Genomic DNA, 11,955 nt, shown 5'->3' on the forward strand with positions numbered 1-11,955 from the left:
TTGCCGCCGGCTTCACCCCTAGACTGGGTCCCGAAGTCAGGCAGTCAGAACACGGACGTTTGAAACCCGAGCTCGGCCCGACACGGCGGATCATCCCGACACGGTGTGGCGCAGGTTCCCCTATCCGGCTCGCGGCGAACACATATTAAATCGTATTCCTAACCATAGAAGGCAATACCATGGACATCAGTTACGACGCACTTCACCTTTTCATCAACGGCGAATGGATCGGCGCGAGCGAACGCGAAACGGCGCCGGTGATCAATCCCGCCACGCAAATCGAGATCGGACGCGTGCCGCTGGCGACGGCAGCCGACCTGGATCGCGCCCTGCAGGTCGCCGCACAGGCGTTCGACGTCTGGCGCAACACCGTGCCGGCCGAACGCGCGCGCATCCTCAAGCGCGGGGCGGAACTGATGCGCGAGCGCGCCGAGCATATCGCTACCGTCATGACGCTCGAGGAAGGCAAACCGCTGGCGGAAAGCCGCGACGAAGTCCTGCGTGCGGCCGACTATTTCGAATGGTTCGCCGAAGAGGCGCGTCGCATCGACGGCCGCGTGGTGCCGTCCAACCGCCCGGGTGTGCAACAGCTCGTGAAGAAACAGGCGATCGGGCCTGTCGCCGCATTCACGCCGTGGAATTTTCCTGCGATTACCCCGGCGCGCAAGCTGTCCGCCGCACTCGCCGCCGGATGCAGCGTCATCATCAAACCCGGCGAGGAAAGCCCCGCAACGGCGCTCGCGCTGGCACGCGCACTGGATGACGCCGGTTTGCCGAAGGGCGTGCTTCAAGTCGTGTTCGGCGTGCCCGACGAGGTGTCGAAGCACCTGATCGCTTCCCCGGTCATCCGGAAGGTGACGTTCACGGGCTCGGTGCCGATCGGCCGTCTGCTGTCGGCGCGCGCAGCCGAAGGCGTCAAACCCATCACGCTGGAGCTGGGCGGCCACGGGCCCGTCCTCGTATTCGACGATGCGGATGTCGAGAAGGCCGCGGTCGAAGGCGCGGCGAATCGCTTTCGCGGGACGGGCCAGATCTGCATCTCGTCGACGCGCTTCCTGATCCAGCGCGAAGTCTACGACGAGTTCGTCGGGCACTTCGTGCGTGCCGCCAACGCGCTCAAGGTCGGGAACGGCATGGATGCGGGCACGCAGGTCGGGCCGCTGGCCAATCCGCGCCAGCTCGCCAAGATGGAGGAACTCATCGCCGATGCGGTGGAACGTGGCGCAACGGTTCTCGCCGGCGGAAAGCGCATCGAGGGCGAAGGGTACTTCTTCGAGCCCACGGTGCTGGCCGACGTACCGAAGGACGCGCGCGTGATGCACGAAGAGCCGTTCGGCCCGATCGCGGTGCTGATGCGCTTCGATGCGCTCGCCGATGGGCTCGCCGAAGCGAACCGGTTGCCGTACGGGCTCTCCGCCTACGCGTTCACGAGCAGTGCGCGCACGGCCATCGATGTGGCAGACGGTCTCGAAGCCGGCATGATCGGCATCAACCAGTACCGCATCGTCTCGACCGAACTCCCGTTTGGCGGCATGAAGGAAAGCGGCCATGGTTCGGAAGGCGGCGCCGAGGGCATCGAGTATTACCTGACACGCAAATTCATCAGCCAGGTTTAAAAGGAGCACCGACATGTCTCATGCAGATTTCAGCAGCCCGCGGGAAGCCGCACGCGCCTTTACGCCGACGCTCTCGGCATTCGTCGACGACACGCTCTATCCGCGCATCTGGAACGACCCGGCGCTGTCGCCGCGCGACCGCAGCCTCGTGACCGTCGCCGCGCTGATCGCGGGCGGCCATCTCGACGAGTTGCCGGCGCACCTGCGTCGTGCCGTGACGAACGGTGTCACGCGGGAAGAGCTGTCGGCGGCCATCACTCACCTCGCGTTCTATGCGGGGTTTCCCGCGGCGATCTCGGCATCCGCCGCGGCGCAGGCAACGCTTGGCGCGCAACCTCGGTCCGACGATGTCGCCGGCCATTCATCCACGACGCAGGAAGGTGTGAAATGAAAGCCATCACATTCAGCGAATTCGGCGAGGCCGAGGTTCTCCAGCTCGCCGAGGTCCAGGCTCCCGAAGTTCGTCCCGACGATCTGCTGGTGCGCGTCCATGCCGCAGGCGTGAATCGCGCGGATCTTACGCATCGGCGAGGAGGATACGGCCGGCCGAACTTCGGCGACTCGACGATCATGGGGCTCGAAATCGCCGGCGAGGTGATCGAGACCGGACCTTCCGTTCAGGGTTACAAGGTCGGCGATCGTGTCATGGGCGTAGTGGGCGGCGGGGCCTATGCAGAACTGGCGCGCATCGACTGGAGAATGGCGATGCCCATTCCCGCAACGATCGACTACGTGCACGCGGCTGCGATACCGGAAGTCTTCGTCACTGCGCACGAAGCGTTGTTGCATCTTGGCCGGTTGCAGCATGGCGATTCGGTGCTGGTTCACGCGGCGGCGGGCGGAGTGGGTTCCGCAGCAGTCCAGCTGGCCTACGCAACCGGCGCGACGATATTCGCAACCGCCGAAGCTTCGAAGCTGGAACGGATCGTTCAACTGGGGGTGGACCATGCGATCGACTACAAGACGCAGGATTTTTCGGAAGTCGTCGCAAGCAGGACAGACAAACGCGGCGTCGATGTCGTTATCGACTTCGTGGGCGCGCCGTATTTTTCCCGGAATGTCGCGTCATTGGCAAACGGCGGCCGGCTGGTGCAGGTCGGCATACTCGGCGGCGGCGGTGATGTGAGCGTGGGCCTCGAGCAGATCCTGTACCGTCATCTGCAAATCATCGGCACGGTGATGAAGTCGCGCGACCAGCGCGAGAAACACGCGATGGTCCGGCGGTTCCGCGAACATTGGCTGGACCGCTTTGCGGGAGGGGCCGGCCTGGAACCGGTCGTCGACAGCGTGTTTCCTCTCGCCGATGCCGCGGCTGCCCATCGACGGATGGAGTCGGCCGTGAACGTCGGCAAGATCATCCTGACGATGAGCGAAAACGTGTGACGTGGCGTTTGCTCGTGTCGCATGCCAGTGCGTGAAGCCGTTGGGCAGGTGAGCGGAGCGAAGCGGTTGCTCGGCCAGCGTGTGCGAGCGACATGCGTCGCAACTCTTGCAACAGCCCTTCGTCGCCGCCAAGCGGTCGTTCGCAGGACGTGCGATGAAGTGGAAAGCCGCGGGCTAGTCGCGGCACATGCAAAGCTCGAACTCGTGTCCGTCGGGGCTGCTCAATACAATGCTTTTCATGGACTCGATCTTCAATCCGTCCATCACGATGGAGGCTCCGTTTTCTGTTGCCCGCTTCACGAATTCGTGAAGCGCCTTTTCTTCGAACTCAAAGACAGGGACGGAGCCGCTACCTTTTATCTCGTCTCCGAAATCGTTTAACAAAAGGCCCAGTCTGTTTGTGCCGATCATGAATTCGGTCCACTTGCCGGACCGCTTGAGCGGTTCGTATCCAAGTAGCCGCTCCCAGAAAGAAGTGGACGTCTCCATATCACTCACCTTCAAATACACGGTCCGAAGTTTCATGACGTGTCCCGGAAATGGATGCGAATCGAATGTACCAGACGCCAAAATAATTGGCTCGCGGCAGCGTCGGCCTGGCTCATGCAGTGATTGAAGCTTGAGCATGATGCGCCGGGCGTGACCGTCCATCAGCGCGCGTACGTTACAGGCCCCGTTTTCATGGTCGGTGCGTATCGCTACAGCCCGAGCGCGATTGCCGCGAGTTGCGCAACCTGCAACCGCGTGTCGGGCAGCAGGTCGTCCTCCATCAGCCACACGGCCGACAGGCCCGCCCACGCGAGAATCCACTGCAGGAGCCGACGGCGATCGAGTCGCGCGGCATCGGCCACGCACACGACGCGTTGCGTGAAGCGCGCCGGATCGGCCGCGATCTCGTGCGCGGGATTGCAGAACAGGTTCGCATAGTCGAACGCACGATCGCCGCGCAGCCCTTTCGGGTCGATCGCGAGCCAGCCGCGATCGCCGAAATGAAGAATGTTGTCGTGATGGATGTCGCCGTGCAGGACGACTTCGTCGACGGGCGGCCCGGCCAGCAGCTCGCGCGCGATCGTTGCCGAGCAATGCAGCACGTCGTTGCCGATGTCGTCCGACAGCAGCGAACGGAACCAGTCGCGCAGCGGCACGACCGAAACCGGCTCCCGCGCGCGATGCGCGTGCAGCCGGTCGACGACGCTGCATGCGATGCGCATCGTGTCGTCGTCGTGACCCGATGCGGACAATTGGGCCAGCGACGGCGCGGGCTGCGCGCGCTCGAGCAGGATCGCGTCGCTGTCGTGCTGCCACACCTGCGCCGCGCCGTGCCCGTTCCACCACGTCATCAGCGCGTTGCCGCGCCGCTCTTCGTCGCAGGTGGCGACCTTCAGCATCGCGGGCCGCGCCTGCCAGAGAACGGGCAACAGGCCGCCGCTCGCGGTCAGGATCGGGGCGCCGTCGGGTACGAGGCCCCACAGGCCGAGGTATCGATCGAACATCACACGATGCTACAGGCGAAACGGATCGCGCGCAGCGCGGTTCTCCCGGCCGCGCTCGACGTGCCCGCATGTTCGACGTGAGCGGCCCGACACACTTTCCTAAATAAAATTTAGCCAGCCAAACTTTGGCTAAAGAATGTTCCGGTTTCGCGCGATCCCTTCGACAATGCGCGCCTTTCGTGACGGTCGGTGCATATCGCGCGCCGGCCGTCGCAGCATCGAAGAAGGAGCCCGACATGACCGACCACACCGCATCCCCTCCGCCGCCGCCCGTGCCGCTGCCGCGCCGCCGTCGCGCATGGCGCACGCTCGCGGGCGCGCTGCTGGGCCTGACGCTCGCGTGCGCGGGCGTCGGCGCATGGACGATCAATCGCATCTGGACGCAGCTGCCGTCCGTCGAGCACCTCGCCGTCTATCGTCCCGCGCTGCCGCTGCGGATCTTCTCGCGCGACGGCGACCTGCTCGCCGAATACGGCGTCGAGCGGCGCGAGTTCGTGCCGCTCGAACGCATCCCGCCGCTGATGCGGCACGCGCTGCTCGCGGCCGAGGACGCGAAGTTCTATCAGCACGGCGCGGTGGATGTCGGCGGCCTCGCGCGTGCGACGTTCGCGAACGTCGTGACGGGGCAGCCGGGGCAGGGCGGCAGCACGATCACGATGCAGGTCGCGCGCAACTTCTACCTGACGCGCGACAAGGTGCTGAGCCGCAAGCTCGCCGAGATCCTGATGGCGGCCAAGCTCGAACGCGAATACAGCAAGGACAAGCTGCTCGAGCTGTACATGAACGAGATCTACCTGGGTGAGCGCGCATACGGTTTCGCGGCGGCGGCGAACGTGTATTTCGGCAAGCCGCTCGACGCGCTGAACGCGGGCGAGGCGGCCGTGCTCGCGGGGCTGCCGAAGGCGCCGTCGGCGTTCAACCCGGTCGTCAATCCGGCGCGCGCGACCGCGCGGCGCAATTACGTGCTCGGGCGGATGCATGCACTCGGCCAGCTCGACGACGCGACGTACCGTGCGGCCGTCGACGCGCCGATCGCGCTGGCGACCACGCCGCCGCCCGGGATCGTCGCCGCGCCGTACGTCGCCGAACGCGCGCGCCGGATGATGGTCGAGCGTTTTCACGACGACGCCTATACGCTCGGCCTCGACGTGACGACGACGATCTCGATGCGCGACCAGCGCGCGGCCGAAGCCGCGCTCCAGCGTCAGCTGAGCCGGCAGCCGGGCGCGAAGCGCGATGCGCGCAACGGGCTCGAAGGCGCGCTCGTGTCGCTCGATGCGGCCACCGGCGACATGCTCGCGCTCGTCGGCGGCGCGGATTTCAATCGCAACGTGTTCGACCATGCGCTGCAGGCGTATCGCCAGCCGGGTTCGAGCTTCAAGCCGTTCGTCTATTCGGCCGCGCTGGAGAAGGGCTACTTCCCGGGGGTGCTCGTCGACGATACGCAGCGCACGCTCACCCATGAGGAAACCGGCGCGCGGCCGTGGCGTCCGCGCAATTTCGGCAACCGCTACGAGGGTTTCATCCCGGTGCGGCGCGGGCTCGTGCGCTCGAAGAACCTGGTCGCGGTCAGCCTGATGCAGGCCACCGACGCGCGCTACGTGCAGCAGCACGCGGTGCATTTCGGCTTCGACGCGCAGCGCAATCCGGCGTCGCTGCCGCTCGCGCTCGGCGCGGGCGCGGTGACGCCGCTCGAACTCGCGAGCGCGTACAGCGTGTTCGCGAACGGCGGGACGCGGATGGAGCCGCGCCTGATCCTGTCGGTGAAGCAGCGCCACGGCGGCGCGATGTACGAGGCCACGACGCCGGAAGGTGCGCGCGTCGTGTCGGCGCGTAACGCGTTCTTGATGGACAGCATGCTGCGCGACGTCGTGAAGGCCGGCACCGCGCGCGGCGCGCTCGCGCTGCGCCGCGACGACGCGGCCGGGAAGACGGGCACGTCGAACGGGTCGAAGGATGTGTGGTTCGCCGGCTACTCGTCGGGCATCGTCGCGGTCGCGTGGCTCGGCTACGACACGCCGCGCCCGATGGGGCGCGCGACCGGCGCGACGCTGGCGCTGCCGGTCTGGCTCGACTACATGAAGACGGCCGTCGACGGACGCACGCCGGTCGATGCGACGCCGCCGCAGGACGTTGCGCTCGTCGACGGCGATTTCGTCTACGCCGAATACACGCGCGGCACGTGCACGGCCGACGTGCCGCCGTACATCCGCAGCCGCTTCGCCTGCGGCGGCGCGGCGGCACAGGACGCCTCCGATGCGCCGGCCGGCAGCGGCAAACCCGACGAGCCGATGCCCGCGGCCGTCGACGCGGCCGAGCGCGAACGCGTGCTCGACCTGTTCCGTACCGACGACTGACGCGCACCATGCATACGCTTTATCTGATTGCGATCGTCGCGGAAGCGATGTCGGGTGCGCTGATGGGCATGCGGCGCGGGATGGACCGCTTCGGGCTCGCGCTCGTCGGCGCGGTGACGGCGCTCGGCGGCGGCACCGTGCGCGACGTGCTGCTCGGCCACTATCCGCTCGGCTGGATCGCGCATCCCGAGTACCTGGTGATCACGCTCGCCGCGGCAACCGTCGCATCGTGGGCCGCCCGGCATGTCGCGCGAATGAAGACGCTGTTCGTCACCGTCGACGCGATCGGCCTCGCCGCGTTCACGATCATCGGCTGCGACATCGGCGCGTCGACCGGCGCCGCGCCGATCATCGTCGTGCTGGCCGGCGCGATCACCGGCGTGTGCGGCGGGATGCTGCGCGACCTGCTGTGCAACGAGATGCCGCTGATCCTGCGCGAAGAGCTGTACGCGAGCGTCGCATTCGTGACGGGCGCGTTGTACGTCGGGATGCAGCATCTCGACGTCGATGCGGGCGCGGCGACCGTGGTCGCGCTCGCGGCCGGCTTCTCGATGCGGATGCTGGCCGTGCGGCTCGGGTGGAAGATGCGGACCTTCGGCGCGGCCGACGTCGGGCATTGACGCGCGGCAGCGCGGCGGCGTTCAGTCCGGCTGCATCACCTGGAAGACATTGCCTTCCGGATCGATGCCGTCGAGCAGCCGGTACGGGAATCCGTCGAAGCGCTTGACGTCGCGCACGGTGACGCCGTCGCGCGCGAGGCGGTCGCGATGCGCGCCGATGTCGGCGTCGATCCGGAAGACGAGCTTCACGTTGTTCGTCGCCGGGTTCGCATTCGACGGCGCGGCCGCGTGGCGGAACGCCGGGCCCGCCAGATGCAGGGCGAGTTCGATCGCGCCCGCGTCGAGCACCGCCCATTCACCGTCGATTTCCTCGATGACAGGCAGATCGAAATGGCGTTGATAGAACGCCTTCAGCAGCGTGACGTCCTGGACGTACAGGATGATGCGGGTCATCGGAAGCGGCACGGGGTCTCCTCGAAGGGGATGCGCGAAGCGCGAATGAGATTGCCTGAAAGTCGGGCGCGCCGATCGAAGGCCGGGAGACAACCGGGAGACAATCGGGAAGCGGCCGCCCCGCATGCGCCCGCGGCATCATGCCGGAACCATGACCGGCGGCGCACCGTCGCCGGTTTCCACCATCTTCACGGAAAACCCGTAGCACTGCGCGATATGCGCGGGCGTCATCACGTCGCGCGGCGTGCCGTGCGCGACGATCGTGCCGTCGGCGAGCATCGCGATCGTATCCGCGTGCCGCGCGGCGAGGTTCGGATCGTGGACGATCGCGAGCACGCCGAGCCGCCATTCGCGCGCGACCGAGCGCACGGTGTCGAGCAGCCGGTGCTGGTGCGCGAGGTCGAGCGCGGCGGTCGGTTCGTCGAGCAGCAGGTAGCGCGGGCCGCTCTCCGTTGCGTCGTCGTCCGGCCATAGCTGCGCGAGCACGCGCGCGAACTGCACGCGCGCGAGTTCGCCGCCCGACAGCGTCGTGACGTCGCGGCCGACGAGCGCGTCGGCGCCCGCGCGTTCGAGCGCGCGCCACGCGATGTCGCGATCGTGATGCGACGTCGCGCCGCTGCGCCGCGCATGCGGATAGCGGCCGAGCAGCACGATTTCGTCGACGCTGAACGGAAAGGCCGGTTGCGCGGCCTGCGGCAGCACCGCGCGCAGGCACGCGAGGCGCGGCGCGTCGATGCGCGCGAGCGGTTCGCCGTTCAGCGTGACGTCGCCGGTCACGCGCACGCCGTTCGGCGCGACGCTGCCGGTCAGTTCGCCGGCGAAGGTCTTCAGCAGCGTGCTCTTGCCCGCGCCGTTGCGGCCGAGCAGTGCGGTCACGCGGCCCGGTTCGATCGACAGCGACAGGTCGCGGAGGATGGCGTTGTGGCGGCGCGCGACGTCGAGATGGTGAGCGGTCAGCATGGTCGTCGTGAAGAAAGGGTTACCCGCCGAGCGCGCCGCGGCTTTTCCACAGCAGCGCGAGAAAGAACGGTGCGCCGAGCAGCGCGGTCAGCACGCCGAGCGGAATTTCGGCTGGCGCCGCGACCGTGCGCGCGGCGAGATCGGCGGCGAGCGTCAGCAACGCGCCGAGCAGCGCGGCGCCGGGCAGCACGACGCGCTGGTCGGGGCCGCACGCGAGGCGCACGCAATGCGGCGCGACGAGCCCGATGAAGCCGATGATGCCGGCGCACGATACCAACGCGCCGACCGCGAGCGCGACCGCGACGAGCACGCGCCGCTTCAGCCGCTGAACGGGCACGCCGAGGTGCAGCGCCTCGGTTTCGCCGAGCTGCAGCGCGTTCAGCGCGTCGCGATCGCGTGCGAGCAGCACGCAGCCGATCGCGACGCACGGCGCGACGGCCGCCAGCGCGGACCATTGCGCGCCGCCGAGGCTGCCGAGGCTCCAGAAGGTCAGCGAGCGCAACTGCGCATCGTCGGCGACGAACGTGAGCAGCCCGATCGCCGCGCCGGCCAGCGCATTGATCGCGATGCCGGCGAGCAGCAGCAGCGGCAACGCGAGCCGGCCGCGCGACGCGGCGAGCCGGTAGACGAGCGCGGCGACCGCGAGCGCGCCCGCGAACGCGGCGACGGGCAACGCGGCGGCACTTGCGTGTGCGGCGAACAGCGCGGGGCCGAGCACGATCATCGTGGTCGCGCCGAGTGCCGCGCCGCTCGACACGCCGACGAGCCCCGGATCGGCGAGCGGGTTGCGGAACAGTGCCTGCATCGCGGCGCCGGCCGCGCCGAAGCCGCCGCCGACCAGCAGTGCGAGCGCGACGCGCGGCGCGCGGATGTCGAGCAGCACCGCGCGCGCCTGCTGCGCGGCGGCGTCGCCGGTCAGCGCGGCCCAGGCTTCCGTGAGCGGAATGCGGTATGCGCCGACGCACAGCGCGACGACGGACATCACGCACACGAGAACGGCGAGCGCGGCCAGCGCGAACGGCGCGAAGCGGCGCGACGTGCCCATGCGCGCGGCGCCGGAGCGTGACGCGGGCGACGGGGCGGGGAAGGGCGAAGCATGAGCGGGCATCGGGGCGATCCGGGATCAGGCGAGTGCATCCGACAGCCGTCGGTGCAGGGTCGTGACGGCGAGCGGCAGGCGTGGGCCGAAGCCGAGCAGGAACAGGGCATCCAGCGACACGACGCGTTGCGCGCGGCCGGCCGGCGTCGCGCCGAAGCCGGGCGCGGCGAGCAGCGCCGCGCGCCCGCCGACTGCCGCGAGCCCTTCGTCGGAAATCAGCACGACGTCGGGCGCGGCGGCGGCGAGCGCCTCGGTCGTCAGCGGCTTGTAGTGATCGAAACCCTGCATCGCGTTGCGTGCGCCCGCGTAGCGGATCATCGCGTCGGCGGCCGTGCGCTGGCCGGCGACGAGCGCCTGGTTGCCGGTATGGTTCAGCACGAACAGCACGCGCGGCGGCTGCGCGCCGCCGGGCGCGCGGGCAGCGACCGCGTCACGCGCGGCCTGCCAGTCGCGGTCGAAACGTTGCAGCAGCGCGGTGCCCGCGTCGCGCACGTCGAGCGCCTGCGCGACGCCCGTGATCTTCGCGCGGACCGATTCGACGTCGTGCCGTTCGTCGAACGTCGTCACCGCGACGCCGGCGCCTTTCACCTGCGCGATCGCGGTGGGCGGGCCGGCTTCCGCCGACGCGAGCACGAGATCGGGCCGCAGCGACAGCAGCCCCTCGGCCGACAGCGCACGCTGGTAGCCGACTTTCGGCAAACGCTTCGCGGCATCGGGATACGTGCAGGTCGTGTCGGCGCCGACGAGCCGGTAGCGCGGCGTCTCGGCGCCGCCGAGCGCGAACGCGGTTTCCGCGAGTGCGCCGCCGATCACGACCACGCGCTTCGGCGCAGCCGGTGCGGCCTGGGCGAGCACGCTGCCGGGCAGCGCGCCGGCGAGCGCGCCGGCCGCCGCGCCTGCCAGCATCGCGCGGCGGCGCGGATCGAACGGTCGCGCGCTCACCGCGCGCCTCCGCGTGCCGCGGCCGGCAGCGTCGCGACGAGCGCGCGCCAGTCGTCGCGTTCGACCTTGCCGGGCTTGCGTTCGCCGAACAGCAGCGCGACGTGGTCGCCCTGCCGGTCGAACAGCTCGAGCGACGTGACGATGCCGTCGCTCGTCGGCTTCTTCACGACCCACGCGGCGGCGATCAGGTCCTCGCGCACGTGCAGGTTGAAGCCCGGGTCGAGCACGTTGATCCACGCGCCGACCTCGCGCACGTTCGCGACCGGGCCCGTATGAATCTGGATCATCCCCGCGTTGCCGACGAACACCATGATCGGCTGGCCGCTCTGGGCGGCCTGTTCGAGCACGTGGCGCAGCGCATGCGCGGTTTCGACCGGATACGCGTATTGCGGATCGGCGAGGCGCAGCGCCTGCATGCGGCTCACGCCGAAGCGCTGCGTGATGCCGAAGAACTGGTGCGTGTCGGTCATCGCGTCCCACGCGGCGCGAAAACCCGCGACGTCGATCTCGGTGTCGGCGCGCTCGGGCGTTTTCGGCGCGGCGGCCGCGACCTCGAGTCCCGGCTCCTGCGACGGCGCACGCCAGCGCTCGACGAACGCGTCGTACGCGGCGTGGTCGCTGTGCGCGCGCAGGTAGACCTTGTGAATCGCATGCCCCTGCGCGTCGAAGAACTGCAGGCTCTTCAGCGGGCCGTGCGCGGTCTCGTCGCGCACCGCGAACGCCGACACCCAGTGACGATAGAAGATGCGCAGGTCGATATCGCCGAGCGCGAGGCCGACGGGCCCGTCATGGCTCATCTGTGCATATTCGCCGTCCTTCTCGTGGACGGCCGTGTCGTTGCGCGTGAGCGCCATCACGCGGCCGAGGCGCGGCATTTCCTCGAACATCGCCGGAAAGCGTGCGTCGAGCCGCACGACGTGCTCGCCGACGAACGCGGCGAGCGCCTCGCCTTCGCTGACGCCGAGCGCCTGCGCGACGTCGCGGTTGCGCAGCTGGCGCTCGGTCTTGAGCTTGACGAACGCGTCGCGCAGCGCGGCGGCCGCGCGGGCCGGCGTGGCCGGTTGACCGGGAAGGGCGGATTGCATCATGTCG

At 68.8% G+C, this 11,955-nt stretch carries 12 protein-coding genes; 5 read left to right on the top strand and 7 right to left on the bottom strand.

Translation table 11 applies throughout. From position 1 onward, the window contains the following. The first annotated feature begins 179 nt into the window (after window positions 1–179). The 3 genes from PQB87_RS18900 to PQB87_RS18910 are packed head-to-tail and all read left to right on the top strand — an operon-like array spanning window position 180 to window position 2,999. Entirely contained in the window at window positions 180–1,616 is a 1,437-nt protein-coding gene (locus PQB87_RS18900) for an NAD-dependent succinate-semialdehyde dehydrogenase (RefSeq protein ID WP_489243484.1), read from the top strand. Window positions 1,617–1,629: 13 nt separating this feature from the next. Beyond that, entirely contained in the window at window positions 1,630–2,007 is a 378-nt protein-coding gene (locus PQB87_RS18905; protein ID WP_021164021.1) for a carboxymuconolactone decarboxylase family protein, read from the top strand. Continuing rightward, window positions 2,004–2,999 carry an NAD(P)H-quinone oxidoreductase gene (locus PQB87_RS18910; RefSeq protein WP_489243485.1) on the top strand — a complete coding sequence of 332 codons (996 nt, stop codon included), beginning with the start codon at window positions 2,004–2,006 and terminating at the stop codon, window positions 2,997–2,999. The genes PQB87_RS18905 and PQB87_RS18910 overlap by 4 nt, the downstream gene beginning before the upstream one ends. Window positions 3,000–3,173: 174 nt before the next feature. Here the strand turns inward: PQB87_RS18910 and PQB87_RS18915 are convergent, their stop codons facing one another. Further along, window positions 3,174–3,650: a VOC family protein gene (locus PQB87_RS18915; protein ID WP_489243486.1), complete on the bottom strand. Its 477-nt coding sequence runs from the start codon at window positions 3,648–3,650 to the stop codon at window positions 3,174–3,176. A gap of 47 nt (window positions 3,651–3,697) precedes the next feature. Further along, window positions 3,698–4,492 (bottom strand): aminoglycoside phosphotransferase family protein, encoded by a 795-nt coding sequence (locus tag PQB87_RS18920; RefSeq protein WP_489243487.1) that lies wholly within the window; start codon window positions 4,490–4,492, stop codon window positions 3,698–3,700. Window positions 4,493–4,728: 236 nt separating this feature from the next. On the opposite strand from PQB87_RS18920, the gene PQB87_RS18925 reads away from it, so the two are divergent. Both PQB87_RS18925 and PQB87_RS18930 read left to right on the top strand, forming a co-directional pair. Further along, the gene (locus PQB87_RS18925) at window positions 4,729–6,849 is read left to right on the top strand and encodes a penicillin-binding protein 1A (protein WP_489243488.1); all 2,121 of its coding nucleotides are present in this window, start codon (window positions 4,729–4,731) and stop codon (window positions 6,847–6,849) included. 8 nt (window positions 6,850–6,857) lie between these two features. Further along, a complete protein-coding gene (locus PQB87_RS18930) occupies window positions 6,858–7,469 on the top strand; it encodes a trimeric intracellular cation channel family protein (protein ID WP_048023500.1) in 612 nt (203 codons plus the stop codon). Between the two features lie 21 nt (window positions 7,470–7,490). On the opposite strand, the gene PQB87_RS18935 is transcribed toward PQB87_RS18930, so the two are convergent. The 5 genes from PQB87_RS18935 to PQB87_RS18955 form a co-directional block, all read right to left on the bottom strand. Then, window positions 7,491–7,874 carry a VOC family protein gene (locus tag PQB87_RS18935; protein ID WP_489243489.1) on the bottom strand — a complete coding sequence of 128 codons (384 nt, stop codon included), beginning with the start codon at window positions 7,872–7,874 and terminating at the stop codon, window positions 7,491–7,493. Window positions 7,875–8,000: 126 nt separating this feature from the next. Further along, on the bottom strand, window positions 8,001–8,822 hold the full coding sequence (locus PQB87_RS18940; protein WP_059684077.1) for a heme ABC transporter ATP-binding protein: 822 nt from the start codon (window positions 8,820–8,822) through the stop codon (window positions 8,001–8,003). A 19-nt stretch (window positions 8,823–8,841) separates the two neighbouring features. Then, entirely contained in the window at window positions 8,842–9,930 is a 1,089-nt protein-coding gene (locus PQB87_RS18945; protein WP_489243490.1) for a FecCD family ABC transporter permease, read from the bottom strand. Between the two features lie 15 nt (window positions 9,931–9,945). After that, window positions 9,946–10,863, bottom strand: a complete 918-nt coding sequence (locus PQB87_RS18950; protein ID WP_059684080.1) for a heme/hemin ABC transporter substrate-binding protein — start codon at window positions 10,861–10,863, stop codon at window positions 9,946–9,948. Next, on the bottom strand, window positions 10,860–11,951 hold the full coding sequence (locus PQB87_RS18955) for a hemin-degrading factor (RefSeq protein WP_048023584.1): 1,092 nt from the start codon (window positions 11,949–11,951) through the stop codon (window positions 10,860–10,862). The genes PQB87_RS18950 and PQB87_RS18955 overlap by 4 nt, the downstream gene beginning before the upstream one ends. Window positions 11,952–11,955 lie beyond the last annotated feature (4 nt).

It is taken from the genome of Burkholderia sp. KL41 (assembly GCF_057005415.2).